Source organism: Aeromonas sp. QDB03 (genome assembly GCF_027707985.1).
Taxonomy (GTDB): Bacteria; Pseudomonadota; Gammaproteobacteria; order Enterobacterales; family Aeromonadaceae; genus Aeromonas; species Aeromonas hydrophila.
Genome location: NZ_JAPCJG010000002.1, coordinates 141,094 through 161,926 on the forward strand (window position 1 = coordinate 141,094; position 20,833 = coordinate 161,926).

Annotated in this window: 13 protein-coding genes; 8 read left to right on the forward strand and 5 right to left on the reverse strand. The window is 63.4% G+C overall.

Annotated features, from left to right (window positions below; translation table 11 throughout):
- Positions 1 to 248 precede the first annotated feature (248 nt).
- Complete coding sequence (locus PG900_RS05410) at positions 249 to 881, forward strand: trimeric intracellular cation channel family protein (protein WP_011705587.1); 633 nt, start codon at positions 249 to 251, stop codon at positions 879 to 881.
- 101 nt (positions 882 to 982) lie between these two features.
- Entirely contained in the window at positions 983 to 1,375 is a 393-nt protein-coding gene (locus PG900_RS05415) for a hypothetical protein (RefSeq protein ID WP_039214967.1), read from the forward strand.
- Between the two features lie 77 nt (positions 1,376 to 1,452).
- Here PG900_RS05415 and thiI read toward each other — a convergent pair whose 3' ends face one another.
- Positions 1,453 to 2,901, reverse strand: a complete 1,449-nt coding sequence (thiI, locus tag PG900_RS05420) for a tRNA uracil 4-sulfurtransferase ThiI (RefSeq protein WP_017410255.1) — start codon at positions 2,899 to 2,901, stop codon at positions 1,453 to 1,455.
- Positions 2,902 to 3,079: 178 nt separating this feature from the next.
- Between thiI and PG900_RS05425 the strand changes: the two genes are divergently transcribed.
- Entirely contained in the window at positions 3,080 to 4,039 is a 960-nt protein-coding gene (locus PG900_RS05425; RefSeq protein ID WP_270831035.1) for a hypothetical protein, read from the forward strand.
- Between the two features lie 101 nt (positions 4,040 to 4,140).
- On the opposite strand, the gene pbpC is transcribed toward PG900_RS05425, so the two are convergent.
- From pbpC to PG900_RS05440, 3 genes are all read right to left on the reverse strand, one after another.
- On the reverse strand, positions 4,141 to 6,462 hold the full coding sequence (gene pbpC / locus PG900_RS05430; protein WP_270831314.1) for a penicillin-binding protein 1C: 2,322 nt from the start codon (positions 6,460 to 6,462) through the stop codon (positions 4,141 to 4,143).
- Between the two features lie 52 nt (positions 6,463 to 6,514).
- Positions 6,515 to 11,407 carry an alpha-2-macroglobulin family protein gene (locus PG900_RS05435; RefSeq protein ID WP_442866153.1) on the reverse strand — a complete coding sequence of 1,631 codons (4,893 nt, stop codon included), beginning with the start codon at positions 11,405 to 11,407 and terminating at the stop codon, positions 6,515 to 6,517.
- Positions 11,408 to 11,594: 187 nt separating this feature from the next.
- A complete protein-coding gene (locus PG900_RS05440; protein WP_024943695.1) occupies positions 11,595 to 12,992 on the reverse strand; it encodes an amidohydrolase in 1,398 nt (465 codons plus the stop codon).
- 806 nt (positions 12,993 to 13,798) lie between these two features.
- Between PG900_RS05440 and PG900_RS05445 the strand changes: the two genes are divergently transcribed.
- Genes PG900_RS05445 through PG900_RS05465 form a run of 5 tightly spaced genes read left to right on the forward strand, consistent with a single transcriptional unit; the run spans position 13,799 to position 18,981 of the window.
- Complete coding sequence (locus PG900_RS05445) at positions 13,799 to 14,893, forward strand: AI-2E family transporter (RefSeq protein WP_270831037.1); 1,095 nt, start codon at positions 13,799 to 13,801, stop codon at positions 14,891 to 14,893.
- 25 nt (positions 14,894 to 14,918) lie between these two features.
- A complete protein-coding gene (locus PG900_RS05450; RefSeq protein ID WP_270831038.1) occupies positions 14,919 to 16,412 on the forward strand; it encodes an efflux transporter outer membrane subunit in 1,494 nt (497 codons plus the stop codon).
- On the forward strand, positions 16,409 to 17,515 hold the full coding sequence (locus PG900_RS05455) for an HlyD family secretion protein (protein ID WP_270831039.1): 1,107 nt from the start codon (positions 16,409 to 16,411) through the stop codon (positions 17,513 to 17,515). Before PG900_RS05450 ends, PG900_RS05455 begins: the two co-directional genes overlap by 4 nt.
- Positions 17,516 to 17,522: 7 nt before the next feature.
- Complete coding sequence (locus PG900_RS05460) at positions 17,523 to 18,551, forward strand: hypothetical protein (protein ID WP_269383673.1); 1,029 nt, start codon at positions 17,523 to 17,525, stop codon at positions 18,549 to 18,551.
- A 1-nt stretch (position 18,552) separates the two neighbouring features.
- Positions 18,553 to 18,981: an ion channel gene (locus PG900_RS05465; RefSeq protein ID WP_016350335.1), complete on the forward strand. Its 429-nt coding sequence runs from the start codon at positions 18,553 to 18,555 to the stop codon at positions 18,979 to 18,981.
- A 91-nt stretch (positions 18,982 to 19,072) separates the two neighbouring features.
- Here PG900_RS05465 and PG900_RS05470 read toward each other — a convergent pair whose 3' ends face one another.
- Positions 19,073 to 20,761 (reverse strand): FAD-dependent oxidoreductase, encoded by a 1,689-nt coding sequence (locus PG900_RS05470; RefSeq protein WP_270831040.1) that lies wholly within the window; start codon positions 20,759 to 20,761, stop codon positions 19,073 to 19,075.
- Positions 20,762 to 20,833: the final 72 nt, after the last annotated feature.

Genomic DNA, 20,833 nt, shown 5'->3' on the forward strand with positions numbered 1-20,833 from the left:
GAACTTGAGGAAAAAAATGCTCTGTTTTTCCTGCAAGGTTCATGATGCAAACAACCGAGGGCGGTGGGTGAAGCAGCGTGCGCCTTGCCGGCGATCTGGCACAACTCTGGCGCCATGACACCAACCGGCATCATCACCGCCGGCAAAAACTTGGTCTGGCTCCCACTTCTTGCTGGCAGCCATTGGTCAGACGCCGCAATCCCCCTAAAATCGCGACCCCATCAACAATTGGACGTGAGTTGTTCTCCATGCAAACACTGGTTGAGCAGATTGTTTACATCAGCGACATGTTTGGTACTGCGGTATTCGCGTTTTCGGGGGTTCTGGTGGCGGGTCGTCTCAGGATGGACGGTTTTGGCGTCATGGTATTGGCGGCAGTCACCGCCATCGGGGGCGGTACCATTCGCGACATGATCCTGGGGGCCACCCCCGTCTTCTGGGTACGCGACCCGCTCTACATCTGGGTAGTGATAGCAACGGCACTCATCGGGATGTGGATGGTCAAGCTGCCCCGTCGCATGCCCTGGTACGTGCTGCCGGTCGCCGATGCCTTCGGGCTGGCACTCTTTACCGTGATCGGGGCGCAAAAAGCCCTCAACTTTGGTACATCGGGGCTGATCGCCGTATTGATGGGCACCATGACAGGGGTGGCCGGCGGCATGATCAGGGACGTGCTGGCCCGGGAGGTGCCCATGGTCTTGCAAAAAGAGATCTATGCCACCGCCTGCATCCTGGGGGGCATCCTCTATACCCTGGCGCTGGAGATAAACGTGGATCGGGTGACCGCCATGCTCATCTGCATGACGGCGGTATTCGGTTTGCGGGTGGCGGCCATCTATTGGCATCTGTCACTGCCCACCTTCTCCCTGCAGCGCAATTGATGCCGTGGCCAGGGGTAGAGTCGCACTCCTGGTCAGGTTGCGTTGAACCAAGCAGGCTTTTCTGTTGTCATAAGGTCCAGTGTTGTAAGCCGGAATCCCTCATGCAAAAACTTGGACTCATCACATCACTGCTATTGATGAATGTGGCAACGGCGCAGGCCGAAGCACAGGTACTGTTTGGACGGCTCGCTTCCACCCCGGTGCAGCAGTTCAACCAGCAGATCCGACAGGCAAGCACTGCCCAGCAGAGCTGGGTCAATGACTATCGTGAAGTGGCATTGCGTTTTGTCGGCCACAGCGACATCCCCAGTCGCATCCAGGCACAACAGCTGGACAACGATCTGGTGCTCTCGGTTGCCCTCGACGGCACCAAGAGCGACATGATCTACATCCTGACCCTGTTTCGCAGCAACAACCTGTGGCAGATGCGCCAGGCGGAGATGGGGTGGCGCTGTCAGGGGCAATCCACCTTTACCCCGGTGCCCTGCCCTTAACGAAAATCTTCTCCCCCGAGTGAAATAAAAAAATCCGGCACATTGGCCGGATTTTTTATGCACGCTTGAACGTCACATTACGGACGGTACACCTTGACGTTGGCAAAGCCCTTCTCTTTCAGATAGAGAGCCTGCAGCTTGCTCATCACGCCGCGATCGCAATAAAGCAGGTAGGTCTTCTCCTTGGGCAGATCGCCAAAGGCGGTGGCCAGCTTGAAGAAGGGGATATGCATGACCTCACGCCCTTCTACCTGCAACGGCTTCTCGTCGTGCTCGTCCATGGAGCGGATATCGAGGATCACCTCGTTGTCGCCGCTCTCGGCGGTGGTCTCCACTTCCTGCACCTCGGCGGCGGTCTCTTCACCGATGCGACGAATGTCGAGGTAACGGGCCTCGGCCACCACCTTGTCCAGAATGGCGAAGTCGAAGTTCTCCTCTTCCGCCTCGATGCGAGAGAGCTCGGCCTTCACGGTCGGCTTCTTGGAGATGACACCGCAATACTCCGGCATGGTCTCGGCGAACTCCAGGGTACCGATGCGGCGGGCTTCGCTGATGATGTCCGGCTTGTCCCAGGTGATGAGCGGGCGCAGGATAACCTTGTCGGTCACTCGGTCGATGACGTTCAGGTTGGTGAGGGTCTGGCTGGAGACCTGACCCACGCACTCGCCGGTCACCAGTGCCGGGATCTGGAACTCGTCGGCCACTTTGGCGGCGGCGCGCATCATCATCCGCTTGAGCACCACGCCCATCTGGCCGTTGTCGATCTTCTCGAGGATCTCGGCCACCACCGGCTCGAAGTCCACCGCGGTGAAACGCACCCGGTGGGAAGATCCGAAGCGGTTCCACAGGTGATAGGCCACCTGCTTGACGCCGATCTCGTGAGCGGCCCCACCCAGATTGAAGAAGCAGTAGTGCACCCGGCAGCCGCGCTTGATGAACTGGAAGGAGGCCACACCGGAGTCAAAACCGCCGGAGATGAGGCTCAGCACATCTTCCTGGGTAGCGATGGGCATGCCGCTCAGGCCCTGATGAATGGCGCTGACGATGAAGAGCTCTTCGCCGTCGATCTCGAGGTTGATCTTCACATCCGGGTTCTTGAGACGCACGCCGTTGCTCACGCAATGCTGGTTCAGGCCACCGCCCACGTAACGCTCCACTTCGAGGGAGGAGAACTCATGTTTGCCGTGGCGTTTGGCGCGCACGCAGAAGGTTTTCCCCTCGAGCTGGTCACCCCACACGGCTTTCACCTGCTCGAAGATGTCGTGCAGGTCGGTAAACTTGCTGGCCTGCACCTCGAGGAAAGCCTGGATGCCGGGAATGCAGGCCAGGGCTTCGATGGCCTGTTCACGGAACTGGTCATTGCGGGAGCTCACGATCAGCTTGTCCCAATCCATCCGCACCCGGGCATCGTCGTCGAAGCGGCGCAGGACATTGCGGATATTGCCCTGCAGGATCTTGATGAAACGCTGGCGAACCGACTTGCTCTTGATGGTGATTTCCGGGAACAGCTTGATAATGAACTTCATGGTAATGACTCGGGTGACCTTGATTTAAGGGCGCGAATTATATCAGAACTTTGTGGCCAGCGCCTACTGGATGAGCGTTTGCTCACATTCCCCCACGCAATGTTTGCCGCACCGAGGCAATCTTGCGTATATTCCCGAACCTGCGTCCCGGCAACATTCCTGACCACAGACCCATTCGATGAAGACCTATATCTACTACCCCGGCATGGAAGTGCGCGACGAGCTGTGGCTCAAGTTTGCCCTGCTCTATCTGGAGCGGCTCGCCTTCGTCTTCACCGTCAGTGAGAAGAGCGGCCTCACCGCCCTGCTGCAGACGCTCGAACAGGAGACAGATCTGCTGGCCGAACGGCCGGATGCCGCTTTTTTTGCCACCATCACTCCCCAGCTGGAGAGTCAGCTGAGCAGCCTGCTCGCCCCCGACTTCGTGCGTCACAAGGTGTTTGGCAACAAGGAGCTGATCGGCCGCTGGCGCACGCCGGCCAACCACGACTGCTTCTGCCCGGCCCAGGCAGGGCTGGAGCGGCTGCACGGCTTTTGCCTGGCGCACGGTTTTGCCAGCCAGGAAGAGGGCGGGTTCAGGATGGCACGGCGCTTTGCCAACCTGCTCTCCATGCGACTCGCCCGCGAGTGGGCACTCGCCAATGAGGGAGCCCTCATCACCGATCACGACTATCTCGATCGGCTGCTCCACCTGCTTGAATCCCGCTATCACAACCGCGGTGGCCAAGATTGCTTCCACCTCGAGATCCCGCTGCAAGTGCCCACTCACTTGAGCGATATCCCGTTCGAGGAGTTGATCGCCCTGCGCAGTCGCAGCGGCTTTCGCCAGCAGCTGGCCGAGTTTAATCAGGCGCTCGATGCCCTGCTCGCCATGCTGGGCAGCGGCTACGCCGAGCCCACCGTGCTGACTCGCTTCGAGCAGGCCCAGCAGGGGCTCAACCAGCTGCTGGGGCCGCAGACCCAGAGCCTGCCGCTCACTACCCTGGTGAGTACCGGCCTGCCTGCCATGGCGATGATCCATCGCCTCAAGGCGAGCCATCCGGACAGCAACCTGGTGTTTCACTCCATCAAGAAGAGCCACTTCCACCAGCGCAAGAGTCAGCACTTTTTCACCCGGCTGGGTCAGGTCAAGCCCTGACTCCGCGACGCCCTGTCGGGAAATCGACAATCCGCTGACGGCATCGGAGCCATCCCCCGATGTCGTCAATATTCTGACACGCCGAAGAGAGGCGCCTCCCCTCAGGAGGGATTTTCCAGCCGAAACTCGATGCGATCGCTGTTGCCCGCCTCATCTACCACCACCAGCTGATAACGACCCGCCTCGCTCAGCACCTGATCCCCGTCCCAGCGCAGCCGCTGGCCGTTGAGAAACCAGGCCGGCTTGCCAACACCTCCAAGCACCTTGGGCTGCAGCCGGTAACGCTGGCTGCGGATAAGATTGCCCTCCCCCAGCGCCACGATGCGAATGGGGGCCTGCAGCTCGGCACTCTGCCCTTCCCCCGCACAGCCGCTGGCCAGCAGCGCCTGCCGCCGCTCGCTAGGCGCCCGCCACGGCTCCAACGACAGCGGCCAGAGCGCCCGAAAAGCAGATTGCGCAGCATCGTGGCAACGGATAAGAGTCGGCTTACCCCCAGCGGTCAATGCGACCTGCCGCAGCGGCGAGGACCAATCCATGGGATCCGGCAAGGTGGGGGGATCGCGCCCTTCCAGCAGCCAGGCGCTCTGGCGCTGCAAACAGGCCTCTGGCAAGGTCGCGCTGGCCTTGCGCCCCAGCGGCCAGCAGATCTCGGCTTCGCTCACCGTATTGGGCTGTGCCGGCAGGGGGCTGTTGTCGGCCAACCGCGAGTAGACCGAAAGCAGCAGCGGCACCGCCGCGCTCTGGCCGTAAAAACCGGGCATGGGGGTGCCGTCGGGGCGCCCCAACCAGACGCCGATGGTCCAGCGACCGGAGACCCCCATCGCCCAGCTGTCGCGATAGCCATAGCTGGTGCCGGTCTTCCAGGCCAGTCGGTTGACCCGGCCGGTCGCTTCGCTGGCAAAGGGCTGATCTGAGCGCCCCTGCGCGCTCAATATTTGCCAGATGATCCAGGCGGCCCCCGGGCTCAGCAAGGGGCGCGACACCGCCTGCTGCCCCGCCAGCCAGACCGGCATTGCCACCTGCCCCTGCCGGGTCAGTGCGCTGTAGAGGGCCACCAGCTGCTCGAGCCGAATGCCCGCTGCCCCCAGCGCGATGGCCGGATTGGGCTTGTCGGAAAGGGCCAGCCTCACCCCGGCGTTGTCGAGACGGCTGACCAGTTTGTCGGGCCCCAGCGCCTCCAGCACCTGCACCGCCGGCACGTTGAGGGATTGTTGCAGCGCCTGGGCCAAGGTCACCGGCCCCTGAAAGGCGCCGGAGAAGTTGGCGGGGCGATAGTCCGAGCCCAGCCTTGGCGCATCGGAGAGCAGAGAGGCCGAGTGCACCAACCCCTCGTCCATGGCCAGACCGTAGATAAAGGGCTTCAGCGTAGAGCCGGGGGAGCGGATCGCCTGCACCATGTCGAGGTAACCGTGGCGGCGCAAATTGCCATACTCGGCGCTGCCCACATAGGCGCGCACCGCCATGGTTTTGTTGTCTACCAAGAGCAACGCCGCTGAGGTCTGCTCGGGGAAGCGCCGGATATAGCTTGCCACCCGCCCCTCCAGCCAGCGCTGCAGATCGCCGTCTATGGTGGTGTGCACCAGCGCTCCGGCCTGATTGTCGGCGGCGAGGCGGGCAAACAGCGGAGCCTCCATCGGCGTAAAGTGGCCGCGGGCCAGCACCGGCTCGATGCGCCCCTCCAGCCACACCTGTTCGGGCCAAACGCCCTGTGCCACCAGCCGCTGCATCACCTTGTCACGGGCGGTGCGGGCCCGCTCGGGATGCCGGTCCGGTCGGTTGCGGCTGGGAGCCTGCGGCAGCACCGCCAACAGCGCCGCCTCGGCATAGGTCAGCTTGGCGGCGCTCTTGCCGAGATAGGCAAAACTTGCCGCCTGCACCCCCTCCAGATTGCCGCCAAAGGGCGCCCGGTTGAGGTAGACGGTGAGCAGGGTGCGCTTGTCGTAGTGCCACTCCAGCTGCAGCGCGCGGGCCATCTGGCGCAGCTTGCCGGGCACGCTCCTGTGGTAGGGCTCGATAAGACGGGCCACCTGCATGGTGAGGGTCGAGCCCCCCGACACGGCGCGCCCATAGCGCAGCCACTGCCAGACCCCGCGCACCATGGCCACCGGATTGACCCCGGGATGACGCCAGAAGTAGCGATCCTCGTAGCCCAGCAGCGCCTCGATATAGCGGGGGGAGACCTGCTCCAGGGTCACGGGGTAGCGCCACACGCCACTGGTATCGGCAAAGGCGCGCAGCGGCCGCCCCTTCATGTCGAGCACCACCCGTGCGTAGGCAGGGTCGAGCGGTGGCGGTGGGAAGAGTCGATCCAGCGCCAGCAATGACAGGAGCAGTGCTACAACGCCCAGCACCGAGCAACGCAGCCAGCGTGGCAGGCGACCAAGCCAGCGCCAGCAAGCGTGGCCAGTGCGACCCAATTTCAGCCAGCCACGCTGCCAGAAAGTGAGCGGGCGAACCCGCTCAAGGGAGGGAATGTTACTCAGAGATGATTACCTCATGGATATCCTCACCCACGGCACGCAACTCGGGGCGGTACATATCCTCCACCTGGGTCGGCGGCACCTGATAGCGACCCGGCGTCACCGCCCGCATCAGGTAGACCAGTTGCTGGTTGCTCCCCTCACTCAGATCCAGCGCCGCCGTGTAGCGGTCGTCGCGAAACTCCTGATGCTTGAGATAGTCGTTCCACTCGCTCTGCCACGCCGGTTTCCCCTCGATGGAGAGCTCTTCCAGCTTGATGCTATTGCCAAGGGCCGGATTCTCCAGCTCGAAGCCGGCGGGCACCATCTCCACCAGCAGGGCATCGGGCACCGCCGATTCGCTGCTGACATTGAGCCGCACCACCACCAGATCGCCCACCTTCACCTTGGCGGGATCAAACGGTTGACCATCGCTGTTGAACCAGCTGCGGGTCACGCTTATCCCCTGACTCAACCGGGTAGGAGCCTGCTCGGGGTAACCGATCAAGGTGCGCTGCACATAGAGGGAGCCCTTGCCCTCGTTGGTGACGGCGCTGGCGGCCAGTGCCTCGGGGGTGCCCTGCTGTAGCGGAGCCGAACCGCTCAGGGATCCACTGCCAAGAGAGGAAGTTACCCTGGCCTGCCAGTCGGCGGCCGGATCGAAGCGGGCGAGTCGCAACAGGGCGAGCCGCTCCTGGGTGCTGAGCCACTGACGGTGAGCCAGGGTATCGGCCACCTTGGCACTGAGGGCCGGCCAGCGCTCCACAGCCAGCTTGTGCTGGCGCAGCAAGGAGAGCTCAAGGGCCTGATCGCGCAGCGGTGAGCCGTAATCCCCCAGATAGTCGTCACTGCGCTCGGTCGCCAATGCCCGACTGAGGGCCTTGGCGGCGTTCTGCTCATCCCCCATGGCCGAGAGGGCCAGCGAGAGGTGCAAGAGCGGCAAACCGGAGCGGGCGTGATCGGCCTGCTGCTCCCAGATAAGGCGCAGGGTAGCGAGTGGCGCCTTGCCCACCCGGGCCAGCACATAGGCACTGTAGGCCTGATAGGCAAGACGGCTGTGCTCGGGGGCACTGCTCCAGCGCTCACCATACTGGCTGTCGGTGAGATAGCTTTGCAGCCGGTTCAGAGCCTGATTGAGCATCGCCTCCGGCACGGCATCGCCCGCCTCCTTGCGCGCCAGCAGGTAGTCGGCGGCATAGGCGGTGAGCCACTGCTCCTCGTCGGAGCGACCATCCCAGAGGCCAAAACCACCGCTTGGCAGTTGCAACCGCTGCAGCCGTTGCAGCAGGGCGCGTTGCACATCCGCCTCGCTCGCCGCTTGCTTGCCCTCTGCGGGTTTGCTCCAGAAAGCCCGCTCATCGGCCGTGGTCAGCAAGTAAGGCCAGGCACGGGACAGGGTCTGCTCCAGACAGGCGTAGGGGTAATCAGCCAGCGCCTGCCACTGGGCTGCCGGATCCCAGGGGGGAGTACCGGAGAGGCTGAGCAGCCCCTGCAGATTGGCGCGATCCAGCCCGGCCAGCTCAGCTGGCGCAAAAACCATCTCTTGGCCGGGGGCCAGCATCTGGTAGCGCTGGCGAGTCTCGGCCGGCCAGGGGGATCGCAGCGGCAAAGTCCAGTCGCGGCTGATGGCAAAATCCTTGCCGCTGGCCGCCAACTGCAGGCTTGCCACACCGCTCGCCCCGGTCACGGTGAGCGGCAGGGTCAGCCACTGCTCTTCGCCGTTTTTAAGGGCCAGGGTGCGGGGCAACTCGCCATTTGCCTTGAGTCCGCCGTTGAGGGTCCAGGCAAGGGAGAGGGTCTGATCCTCGCCGCTCATATTGCGCAGCTGTACCAGCGCCCGGGTCTCATCGCCTCTGGCGCCAAAGCGCGGCCAGCCAATTTCGGCCACCAAGGGCGCCACCACCTTGACGGCACGCTCGGCCTCGCCGACTTGCTGCTCGTTCCAGGCCAGCGCCATCAGCGCCAGCTCGCCGTTGAAGTTGGGCAGATCGAGCGGGATCACCGCCTTGCCGCTCTCATCAAAACTCACCTCGCCGCTCCAGAGTGCAGCTATCTCGACCCGGCTCTCCAGCGCGCCGCCCTTTTTCAGCGGCGCCCGGTCACCCCCATAGTTGAGGCGGGCCAGCTTGCCATCCTGCGGCGGGATCACCTGCCCGTAGTTGTCGAACAAATCTTGGGCGAAGCGCTTGCGACCAAAGAAGATCTCGAACGGGTCGAGAGGCTGGTAGTCGCTGATATTGAGCACGCCCCGATCCACCGCGGCCAGCACCACCCGCCCCTGACTGTTGGGGGTAGAGGTGGCGGTCACTTCCAGCCGGGTAAGCGGTACCGCTTTATCAGGCGCGCTCAGGGTGAGCGGCAGACGACGCGCTTCCCGATCCAGGGTGAGCGGCACCAGACCGACCGAGCGCAGGCTCTGCACACTCTTTTGGCTCACCGGCTTTGAGTCACTGTCTGGCGCGGCGATCTGGGCCGAGATATGCAGATCATGACGCTGCCACTCGGGACTGACCGGGATCTCGAACTCGCCGCGGGCATCCTTGGCCTCGCCACCTGCTCCCTTGAGCTCGATGCGCTGCCACCAGCGCAGACCGTCGCCATCTTCCACCAGCAGCAACCCCTTGCCGGGGCGCGGCGCCACCAGCGTCACTTTGGCCTTGTCACCCGCCTGATAGGCGCGTTTGTCGAGGGTGATGGCAATCTTGTCGGGCCGTGCCTGCTCGCCACCGCCGCCCCAGGCGTAACTGCCTATCTCCACCCGCAGGCTCGATTGATGGCCCTGACTGTTCTCCACCTCCAACCGATACCAGCCCGCCGCCAGCTGCAGCGTGAGCGGGGTCGGCCCCTTGCCATCCAGCTGCAGGGTCTGCTCCTGCTCCAGATAGGGCTGGCTGTTGAATTCGTACTTCCACCCCTCGCCATCGGCGTAGTGCCAGTAGTAGTCGCGGTATTCGTTGACAAGGCGCACCTTCACCGCCCCCGCCACCGGCTGCCCCTTGTCATCGAGGTTGAGGATCTGGAAGGGGAGCGACTTGCCCCCTTCCACCCGATCGGCCACGAAGTCGGCCTTGAGTGCCGGCCACTGGCTGCCTGCGGGCCAGCCATACTGGGTGCGGCTGCGATTGACGGCGCGGCCACCGGGCTCGGAAAGCGACACCCGATAGGCCACCTCCAGCGGCCCAAGGGCGCGCACTCCATCGAGCTCATCAGCCAGCGAAAAAGTCCCCTGCCCCTGCGCATCAAGGGTGATGTTGAGTGGCTCAAGATCCTTGGCCTGCTCGGCAAGCAGCACGTCCCCGAGGGTGAACTCCTGCCACTGGGTAAAGGGCATGGTAGCGCGGCTTAACTTCACCTCGGCTTTGGCCTTGGTGGCGCTCGCCGGCGCGCCGTAGAGATAGTCCCCTTGCAGCGGCAGAGTGAGGGCGGCGTCCAGATCTGTGACCTCCCCATCCGGCCCTTTGCCAAGCTGCAGCTTGAGCCGCTCCGGCAAGAACTCCTCCACCAAAAAGGGCCACTCGAAGCGGCTACCGGCGGCGGTCTTGAGGTTAATGGTCCAGCGCCCAAGCGGCGCATCGTCCGGCAGACGCAGGCCGTAGTGGGCGGCGCCAAGGCTATCGGGCAGCAGCCGTTTCTGCTCGAGCAGCTGGCCGTCCGGCTGTTTCACCTCCAGCTCCACCGCCATGCCCGGCAGCAGCTGGCCATCCTGCCCCTTGAGCAGGATCTCGCTGTCGAGCCGCTCGCCGGGGCGATAGAGGTCGCGCCCGCTGAACAGATACAACTGTTGGGCCTGCCAGGGCTGGGTGCCGAGATCGAAGGTGGAGAGATCGAGGGCCGCCCCATCGAGACGCAGCACCGCCAGATGGCTGCCCTGTTCGGCCAGCAGCAGGCGGGCACCCTGCACCCGATCGAAGCGACGATGACCTTGCGGATCGGTGGTTTGCACCTGCAGCCGGTTGCCCTTCTCGTCGAGCAGGGAGAGCTGCACATCCTTGAGCGGGTCGGCGCTGGCCAGGGAGCTCACGAACACCTCCAGCTGATCGCGGTAACGACGGGCACTGAGCCCCATGTCGCTCACCGCGAAATAGGTGGTCTCCTTGCGCCAGTCGTAGTTGCCAAGAGGCGACATCACCGCAAAGTAGACGCCGGCCTCGGCCAGCTGCGGCTCCTTCACATTGATGAGGCGGGTCTCGCGCCGATTGGCATCGAGCTCCAGCCCGTAGCGGCCGCTGAACACCCGCTTGGCCCGCTTGGTGATCTGTTCAAGCTCCCAGTTGCCCATGCCGGCACCGGGGCGATACTCGGCCAGGAAACGGGGCAGATATTCGGCATCAACCCGGAAGAAGTCGATATTGACCTCGTCCACATTGACCGCGCTGATGGGCAGGCGCAGCTCGTCGCGCAGCGGCAATACCATGCCGCTCGCGGTAAAGGAGGCCCCCGCCTCCAGCGGCCGGGTCTTGAGGGTCCAACTCTGGGGGGATGGGCCCAGCCCCGCCTTGAGGCTCACCTCATAGCTTTTATCGGGCTGGACGTTCGGGAAATAGAGGGTGCGACTATCGTCGGCCAGGATCCACTCCCCCTGCACCTGCTTGCCCCCTTCACTGACCCCAAGCCAGCTCTGCCAGTTTGCCTTGGGCACCAAGGGGCCGGAGAAGACCAACGCCAGCGCCGGGGCATCGCGATATTGACGGGCATTGGCTTGTACGACTGAACTCGGCGACCCAGCCTCCTGCTGGACAGCCGCTTGTGTGGTCGGCCCATTGGCGACAACAGGCTTATCGGGGCCGCAGCCGCTCAGCAGCAATGTCGTGAGCCCCGCCAGCAGCAGGGTCGGCCAGCGGCGCCCGGGGGCGGCCGTCTGTTGCGGTGAGGAACAAGAGAGGCGAGGGTGAGAGTCGACGCGGCGCATAAATGTCATCCCTGATTGGCTCGCTGCCAGTGCAGCGCAATAGCCAACAGGATAAGGGATCAGGCTCGCTTGACACAAAACTCATTGCCATGTTTGCGACAACACAGGAGGTAACTGCCACGATGACAACAGGGTGCTCTCGCGAGACACCCTGCCTTTATTTACCCGTAGTCAATGCTCAACGCAGCTATTGTGCCGGACCCGCCGATTTGGCCAGTACGCTAAGCGCGGTCGCCGTATTGACCCTGGCCCCGACCGGAATGGCGGCCAGATCTACGAAGAAGTCGGGATTGTGCAACCCATAAGGGAAGGTTTTTCCCTCCGCCCTGGCCTTGGCAAATACCGCGGGCGGTGCCACTCCGATGAATTGATAGGCATAAGGGACATTCATCCCCTTGAAGGCTTCGGCAAAATCTTCTGAGCCCATGGCAGAGGGGAAATCACTGATCACGTTCTGCTCCCCCAGCAGCTGACGCAAGACAGGCGTGACTCGGCTCATCAACTCGGCATCATTGACCACGGCACCGGCACTGCCTTTCATCAGCCGGGTCGGCAACTTGTCATCCGGTACCCCGGCAGCGATGGCGATGCCCCGGTTGACCTCGTCGATACGCCGCAGCAGCAGTTCACGCACTTCGTGGCTGAACCAGCGCAGATTGAGCTTGAGCACGGCACTGGCCGGGATCACGTTGTTGTCACGCCCCGCCTCGATGGCACCCACCGTCAGCACCGCTGGTTGCTGGGGATCGAGATTGCGGCTGATGATGGTCTGATAGGCCAGCACAGCCTGGGCCGCCATCACCACGGGATCCAGCGTCAGCTCGGGGGTCGAACCGTGACCGCCTACCCCGTGAAAAGTAATGTCGAGCTGATCGACCCCCGCCATCCGCACTCCCGCCGCGCTGGCAACCAGCCCGGTGGGGCCAGGTACCACGTGGGCACCAAAGGCGTAATCCGGCTTGGGGAAACCGCGCTGCCACAGACCGTCATCCACCATACTCTGCGCCCCGGTCCCCGGCTCTTCCGCAGGCTGGGCATATACCACCAGGGTACCTGACCAGGCGGGCTTGAGCGCGACCATGGCCTTGGCCATGCCAAGCAACCAGGTGACATGGGCATCGTGACCACAAGCATGCATCACATCGATCTCGCTGCCATCTGCCAGGCGTTGTTTGGTCTTGGCGGCATAATCGAACCCAGTCGCCTCCCGTACCTGCAGCGCATCCATGTCAGCCCGATACCAGACCGTCGGACCGTCCCCGTTTCTGAGCACCCCGACCACCCCGGTCTTGGCGATCCCTTCGGTGACGTCGAACCCCAACTCGCGTAACTGCTGACTGACGATACCGGCGGTACGCACCTCCGTGTAGCCAATTTCGGGATGCTGGTGCAAGTCCTTGTAAAGCGCGATCAGACGCTCGCTGTCACTTGCCACTGTATCATTGAGCTGGGTCAGCAGCTGGCTGGAGAGAAGATGGGCCTGCGTCGGCAAACTCTCTCTTGCATTCGTTACCGGCGTGATGGCCGAGGAAAGGGCCAGCATGGCGGCGATGGAGAGCCCCTGGCAACATGTGGATTTGTTCATTCAGATCCCTTTGCATGAGATGAAAACGGGGTGGACCGTCAAGGGCGGAAGACACGTGTAGATGCCAGTGCTGGTAGCCCGCGCCAAGCAACGCCCTGGATGGCGATTGCCAGCATGGCACAGGCAAACAACCTCAGCGAGAAATAAGTTGCGTTCGAGTCGCCACAAGCCGGTTAGTGTTCGCAGTGAGACCTACCCTACCAATGGCGGTATTGTCTTCACGTTGACAGGGTTATAACCACCGCAAGCTGTACCGGGGTTTAATTTGTAACGGCAAACCGGCGGAAAACATGTTTCAAAATATGACAAGCACCGGTTTGGTACACATCAACACATGGATGCCGTCAGCATGCTTCCTGTCAATGTCCAACTGTCAACATCGAGCACCTGGCTGCGGACACGTCTTCCTCACCGCCATCTGTGGCAACAGAAATATCCAGCCATGACAGGGCCGCAATATCCGCCATTCTACTGCGCACACTGCCGACGCTATTTTATATAGGCAAATCCGCCCCGTTTTCTGGCTGCAGACTAGACTGGAAACAACTGTTCTCTGGTGCCGCAGGTGATCGGACTCCTTATTATCCAGCCTCATCAGCGCCATTGAACCAATCGACTAGATATCAATCAGTTAAATATTTATTAAACATGGATTGTCGGCACAACAAATAAACCGGGGGCAACCTCGAAATACCCCCTACACTCTGAACTCAGTCTATTTATTACCGTACAACCCGCTTGCTGGGCAGTCCTTCACGTCAGACAAGCACGGTTGTGTGCTCATCCCTCGTTGGAGTCATACCAGAATGGAAAATAACGATCTGTCCATCGTCGAAAAGCGATTGGTTGCCCGGTTCCTGGATATGTTCATCAAGTTCGGCCTGATCCTGGCGTTGGGCTCTTTCTGCTTCACCGTGTTCTCCCCCTTCATGAACATGATGTTGTGGGCCCTGATCCTGGCCGTCACCCTCTATCCTCTCCACCAGCGCTTTGCCGTGCGGCTGGGGGGAAAGCAGGGGCGGGCCTCCACCCTGCTGGTCTTGCTGGGCATCCTGCTGATCGTGGCTCCCACCGTGGCCATGCTGAGTTCCCTGGGTGACAGCGTCAGCGCCCTGATGGAGCGAATGGACAACAACACCCTGCAGATCCCGGCGCCTTCCGCCGACATCGCCAGCCTCCCGCTGATCGGCACCAAGCTCCACGCCATCTGGCTGAAGGCATCGGTGGACTTGCCCAGCCTCCTCATCAGCTACAAGCCGCAACTCGGCGATCTCGCCAAGCAGGTGGTCGGCATGCTGGCCAGCATGGGGGGTGGACTGCTGGGTTTCGTCGTCTCCTTCATCGTGGCCGGCATCATGATGGCCTGGGGAGCTCCGGGCGCCCTGAGCGCCGATCGCATCGCCATGCGCATCACGGATGAACGCAAGGGATTGTCGCTGACCAAGTTGTGCACCAGCACCATCCGGGCCGTGGCCATGGGGGTCATCGGGGTGGCCTTCATCCAGGCCCTGCTGGCAGGGATCGTCATGATGCTGGCAGGGATCCCGGCGGTCGGCATCTTCTTCGTCCTGGCGCTGATCCTCGGTATCGCCCAGGTGCCCGTGATCCTGGTAACGGGGCCCGCCATCGCCTACATGTGGAGCGCAGGCGATCACGGCACCCTGCTGAACATCTTCTACAGCGTCCTGCTGATCGTCGCCGGCATGGCCGACAACGTGCTCAAACCGCTGCTGCTCGGGCGCGGGGTCGATGCGCCCATGCCGGTAGTATTGCTGGGCGCCCTTGGCGGCATGGCCACCAGCGGCATCCTCGGCATGTTCATCGGGGCCACCCTGCTCTCCATCGGTTATCGCATCTTCATGGCTTGGGTCAACGAAAGTCTGGCTACTGCGGAAAAATAGCCCCATGGCCGCCCAACGTCATACCATGCGTCCTCTGCTTACGGGGGGCGCATGCCTGTTGTTGAGTGCCTGCACTCTGCTTGGCCCTGACTATCAGGCCCCCCGCGTCGAGGAGATGGCCGGCTGGCACCCCGCCAGCACGGGCCAGCAGATATCTTCGGCCACCGACTATCGCCAGTGGTGGACCCGGTTGCACGACCCCGTGCTGAGCACGCTGGTGGAAGAGGCGTTCATCAAGAACCCGGATGTGCGGATAGCGGGGCTGCGGATCCTCGAGGCCCGGGCCCAGCTCGGCATCGCCGAGAGCCTGCTCGGCCCCCAGGCCACCATCGGCACCGCCGAGCTGCTGCAGGCGGGCCAGACCCGCAACGGCCACAGCAGCTCGGGTAGCAGCTATGGCGCCGGCTTCAACCTCGGTTGGGAACTCGACTTCTGGGGCAAGTTCCAGCGCGGGATCGAGGCGGCGGATGCCAACTACTTCGCCACCCTGGCGCAATATGATGACATCCAGGTCCTGCTGGCGGCTCAGGTGGCCCAGCTCTATGTGAGCATTCGCACCGTCGAGGCCAGACTGCAGATCGCTCGCGAGAATGCCCGCATCCAGCAGCGCAGCCTGGAGATCACCGAGCGGCTGTTCAAGAGCGGCAACAGCGCCGAACTGGACGTGCAGCAGGCCAAGACCCAGTACCTGGGCACCCTCTCCGGCATTCCGCAGCTCGAAACCAGCCTGCGCCAGAGCCAGAATGCTCTTTCGACCCTGCTCGCCAGAGCCCCAGGGCCCCTGCCCGAGATGAATGCCGATACCGGCAAGATCCCCCGGGGCGAGCTGGCACTGGTCACCGAACTGCCGGCCGATCTGCTGCGCCGTCGCCCCGATGTACGGGTGGCGGAGCGACAGCTGGCCGCCCAGTCGGCGCTGATCGGCGTGGCCGAGAGCGAACTCTACCCCTCCATCACCCTGCTCGGGACCCTGGGCATCAGCGCTACCAGCGGGGAGAGCGGCACCTTCTCCTGGGCCGCCGGGCCATCGCTGAGCTGGAACCTGCTCGATCAGGGGCGGCTCGGCAACCAGATCCTGGTGCAGGATGCCCGCTTCCAGCAACTGCACGAACGCTATCGCGACAGCATATTCAAGGCGGCCAGAGAGGTGGACGACGCGGCCGTAGCCTACGCCAACGGCCAGGACGAGATCGCCCTGCTGACCCAGACCGGCGAGGCCGCCCGCCGCTCCCTCAACATCGCCAACACCCAGTATCGCGAGGGGATGGCGGACTTCCAGCGGGTACTCGACTCCCAGCGCGCCCTGTTCAATCAGCAAGAGCGGCTGGTCAACAGCCGCGGTGCCCGGATGCGCGATCTCATCACCCTCTACAAGGCACTGGGTGGCGGTTGGGAACAGGGGCGAGAACGTCCTCTGGTCACCCCGGCAGTGGAAGCCCGCTTGCGCCAGCGTGCCGACTGGGCCCCGCTGCTCGACGCCGCCCACCCCAACCTCTGCCCGAAAGGTAACCTCGAATGACTGACAGCTCCGCCTCCCCCGGCCAGGCCAGCCGCCGCGCCACGCTCGGGTTGCTGGTACTCATCCTCCTGCTGCTCATCTGGTATCTGCTGGCTGACCGGCTGACCCCCTACAGCTCCCAGGCTCGCGTGCAGGCCTTCGTGGTTCCCGTCGCCGCCGAGGTATCCGGCCAGATCAAGCAGGTATATGTACGCGACAATCAGGACGTGGAAGCCGGCACCCCCTTGTTCGAGATCGATGCCGAATCCTATGACATCGCGCTGGCCAAGGCGCGCTCCGATTACCAGACGGTGTTGAGCGGTGTCAGAGCAAGTAGCGAAGGGGTCAAGGCGGCCGAAGCGGCCCTGATGGCCATGCGCGCCGCCTACGACAACGCGGCCAAGGACGCCGAGCGGCAGGAGCGGCTCTATCGGGAAGATCCGGGCGCCATCTCGGTGCGTCGCCTCGAGGTGGCCCAGGCCAGCCGCGAGACGGCCAGGAGCCAGGTGGCGGCAGCCCAGGCCGACGTGCGCCGCGCCATCGAGGCCGCCGGGGCGAACGGCGATCACAACTCCCAGCTGCTCAGCGCCCGTGCGGCGGTACACAAGGCCGAGCTGGATCGCCAGAACACCCGGGTGGTGGCGCCAGGCCGCGGTCTCATCACGGATCTTCACACCGATGCAGGCCAGTTTATCGGTGCCGGTGCCCCGGCCATGACCCTGATCGCCATCCACGACGTCTGGGTGTCGGCGGATCTGACGGAGAACAACCTCGGCAACATTCACGCCGGTGACAGGGTCGCCATCCTGCTCGACAGCCTGCCCGGCCGCCTGTTCGAGGGGGAGGTGCGCAGCATCGGCTACGGGGTGAGCGATGGTAAGGGTCAACCGGCGGGCACCTTGCCGAGCGTGGACAACAACCGCGACTGGCTGCGCCAGGCTCAGCGCTTCCCGGTCAAGATCGCCTTCAAGGCCGCTGACTTCCCCCCGGTCGAGGCGCTGCGGGTCGGCGGTCAGGCCGACGTGCTGGTCTATACCGGTGGGAATGCCGGCGGCAGCTGGGTGATGAACCTGCTGGGCTCGCTCCATATCCGGCTGATGAGCCTCTGCTCCTTCCTCTACTGAGGCTCCCATGCATAACGCCGACAGGACAGTACTGCGCATTGGCACCGGCATCGCACTGGCAACCCTGATCTGCTACGGGCTGGCGCTGCCCATGCCGCATCTCGGGGTCATCATGGCCTGGGTAGTACTGTGTCGCCCCGGCGAGCCGCTCGGCCTTGGCAAAGGGTTGCTGGGTGGCGCCCTGCTGCTGGCCGTGATGGTCGGCGGCGTGCTGCTGGTGCCCCTGCTGACCCACTATGCGCTGGCGGCGGTGCTGCTCGTCGCACTGCTGCTCCATGGTCTGATGCAACAGGCGCTGACGGGCAAGGGAGCGGCCGCCATGCTGCTCATCATGGCCATCACAGTGATCCCGGTGGCCGGCCTCATCGAGCAGGCACTTGCCATCGCCCTTGCCCAGCTGATGGCGCTGGGGATCCTGATAGGCACCCTGGTCAACCGACTTGCCCACAGCCTGTTCCCGCCCCAGCCGGTGACGGGAACCCAGACCAGGGCCAAGCCTCAGCGCCCCGAACGTCCGGAGCGACTCGCGCTACGGGCCGTGGCCATCGTGCTGCCGGTGTGGCTGCTGGCGCTCGGCAATCCAGCCTTCTATATCCCGGCAGTGATGAAGACGGTGATGCTGGCCCAGCAGAGCAGCTCGCTCACTGCCAAAGAGGCGGGCAAGGAGCTGGTGCTGTCGACCCTGACGGGCGCCCTGCTGGCGTTCCTGCTCTGGCAGGGGCTCGGCCTCTGGCCCTCGCTGTTGATGCTGGTACTGCTGCTGGTCCTGATGACGCTCTGGCTGGCACGACGGCTGGTACGGCTGGTGCCAAGTCGCTTTCCACCCTCGTTCTGGAGCAACGCCTGGATCACCGCGCTGATCCTGTTTGGTCCGGCGATCGAGGACAGTGCCACCGGCAAGGATGTCTGGCTGGCAGCCGCGATGCGCTGCGGTCTCTATCTGTTGGTGGCCGGCTACGGCTGGCTCTGTATCTGGCTGCTTGAACAGTGCTGGCCCGTCGGCCGACCACTGGCACAAGCATCAATAGGAGAGTGATATGTTTTCCATTTTTCTGGTCGGCATCCCGGTGATCCTGGCCAACATGCTGCTGCAATCCCTGATGTCCGTCTGGTGCATCCGCTTCTACGTCAAGCGCTTCAGCGAGCGGGAAGGCATGCTGGCCGGGGTGCTGGCTCTGTTTGGCATCATCACCCTGGTGATGCTGGGCAACCTGGTGCAGATCGGCATCTGGGGCGCCCTGTTCCTGTGGCTGGGCGAGTTCAACACGCTGCAGGAGGCCGTCTATCACTCAGGCGTCAACTTCGCCACCCTGGGCTATGGCGACATCGTCATGAGTGCGCAGTGGAAGCTGCTCGGGCCGCTCGAGGCGGTCAATGGCGCCCTGATGATAGGCCTCTCCGGTGCCTGCATGCTGGCGATCCTGCAACACCATGTTCGCAAGCAACTGGGCAACACGCCGCACTAGCCATCCATCCGTTAAGCAATCAAAACAAAAAGGCCACTCTCCCGAGTGGCCTTTGGTTGGCATTGCCCCTGATCCCCCCTCGGGGTCAGCGCTATTCGGCGGTGGTCATCTGCCAGGTCTTGAAGCCACCGGAGAGATTCTTCACCTTGAAGCCGTGCTGGCTCAGCAGGCGACAGGCCACGTGACCGCGCAAACCCACCTGGCAGCTGATGAGCAGCTCTTTATCCCTGGGCAGCTCATGGAGGCGGCCGCGCAGCTCATCGAGGGGGATATGCAAGGCGCCCGGGATGCGACCCAGCTTGTCGAGTTCGGGGACATTGCGCACGTCCAGTACCTGCTGATGGGGGTGACGAGCCTCTACCTCGGCTGCATGGCAGAGCAGGGTGTCCCCCTTCAAGTGGTTGCTGGCCACGAAGCCGGCCATGTTGATCACGTCCTTGGCCGAGCCGAAGGGCGGCGCATAGGTGAGCTCCAGATCCTGCAGATCAAACACGGTGAGACCGGCGCGCTGGGCCACCGCCAACACGTCGATGCGCTTGTCGACCCCGTCCTTGCCGATGGCCTGGGCGCCGTAAATCTTGCCATCGGGGGCAAACAGCAGCTTGAGGCTGACCGGGTGGGCGCCGGGATAGTAACCGGCGTGGCTGCCCGGGTGGACATAGGCCTTCTCGAACGGCAGCCCCAGCTGCAGCAGCCGCTTCTCATTGAGGCCGGTGCTGGCCACCGCCAGATCGAACAGCTTGCAAATGGCGGTACCCTGGGTCTTCTTGTAGGTTTCGCTGCGCCCAAGCATGTTGTCGGCGGCGATGCGCCCCTGCCGGTTGGCGGGGCCCGCCAGCGGGATCAGCACAGACTCGCCGGTGACGAAGTCGGTCTCCTCCACCGCATCCCCCACCGCATAGATGAAGGGATCCGAGGTTCGCATGCCGGCGTCCACCTTGATGCCGCCGCGCGGCCCCAGCTCCAGCCCCGCCTTGGCGGCGAGCAGGGTCTCGGGCTTGACGCCGATGGCGAGGATCAACAGGCCGGTATCGAGCCGGGTGCCATCGCTCAGGGTCAGGCGTAATCCACCCCGTTGTTCAGTGGCCACGGCAGCGGTTTTTTCCGCCAACACATCCAGACTCTCGATGGCCGAGAGGCCGGTGCGCAGGCGCAGATCGATCCCCTCCTCCCGGATACGGGCATGGAGCATGTTGGCCATCTCTTTATCCACCGGCGCCATCACCTGATCGGAGAGCTCCAGCAGGGTGACATCCAGCTTGCGCTGGTGCAGCGCCTCCATCATCTCCAGCCCGATGAAACCGCCCCCCACCACGGTGACGTGGCGCGGCTGATCGTGCGCCAGCGCCGCCAGAAGGCGATCCATGTCGGGAATATTGCGCAAGGTGTGCACACCCGGGCTGTCGATGCCGGGGAACGGAGGCCGGATGGGGGCCGCACCCGGGCTCAGCAGCAGCATGTCATAGGCTTCACGGCGCTCTTCGCCGGTCAGCAGGTTGCGCACCAGCAGGCTCTTGCCGGCCTTCTCTATCTCGATGACGTCGTGAAAGACCCGCACATCCACGTTGAAGCGGCGTTTGAAGCTCTGGGGGGTCTGCAACAGAAGGGCATCCCGGTTGGGGATGTCGCCACCGATGTGATAGGGCAGCCCGCAGTTGGCGAAGCTGACGAACTCGCCCCGCTCGAACATCACAATTTCCGCTTCTTCGCTCAGACGGCGGGCTCTGGCCGCCGCAGAGGCACCACCGGCCACACCGCCTACAATCAGGATCCGTTTCATCAGCAAGACTCCAGTCAACGACAGATTGTCATTAAATTAGTATTTCCTAATTTAGAATTCAATGAAATTTTG

What these genes read in the sequence shown, in the direction of transcription:
- PG900_RS05415 (WP_039214967.1), top strand. Translation starts at nt 983, where the DNA reads ATGCAAAAACTTGGACTCATCACATCACTGCTATTGATGAATGTGGCA.
- PG900_RS05410 (WP_011705587.1), top strand. Translation starts at nt 249, where the DNA reads ATGCAAACACTGGTTGAGCAGATTGTTTACATCAGCGACATGTTTGGT.
- PG900_RS05440 (WP_024943695.1), bottom strand. Translation starts at nt 12,992, where the DNA reads ATGAACAAATCCACATGTTGCCAGGGGCTCTCCATCGCCGCCATGCTG.
- PG900_RS05470 (WP_270831040.1), bottom strand. Translation starts at nt 20,761, where the DNA reads ATGAAACGGATCCTGATTGTAGGCGGTGTGGCCGGTGGTGCCTCTGCG.
- PG900_RS05425 (WP_270831035.1), top strand. Translation starts at nt 3,080, where the DNA reads ATGAAGACCTATATCTACTACCCCGGCATGGAAGTGCGCGACGAGCTG.
- PG900_RS05445 (WP_270831037.1), top strand. Translation starts at nt 13,799, where the DNA reads ATGGAAAATAACGATCTGTCCATCGTCGAAAAGCGATTGGTTGCCCGG.
- PG900_RS05465 (WP_016350335.1), top strand. Translation starts at nt 18,553, where the DNA reads ATGTTTTCCATTTTTCTGGTCGGCATCCCGGTGATCCTGGCCAACATG.
- PG900_RS05435 (WP_442866153.1), bottom strand. Translation starts at nt 11,407, where the DNA reads ATGCGCCGCGTCGACTCTCACCCTCGCCTCTCTTGTTCCTCACCGCAA.
- PG900_RS05450 (WP_270831038.1), top strand. Translation starts at nt 14,919, where the DNA reads ATGCGTCCTCTGCTTACGGGGGGCGCATGCCTGTTGTTGAGTGCCTGC.
- PG900_RS05460 (WP_269383673.1), top strand. Translation starts at nt 17,523, where the DNA reads ATGCATAACGCCGACAGGACAGTACTGCGCATTGGCACCGGCATCGCA.
- thiI (WP_017410255.1), bottom strand. Translation starts at nt 2,901, where the DNA reads ATGAAGTTCATTATCAAGCTGTTCCCGGAAATCACCATCAAGAGCAAG.
- PG900_RS05455 (WP_270831039.1), top strand. Translation starts at nt 16,409, where the DNA reads ATGACTGACAGCTCCGCCTCCCCCGGCCAGGCCAGCCGCCGCGCCACG.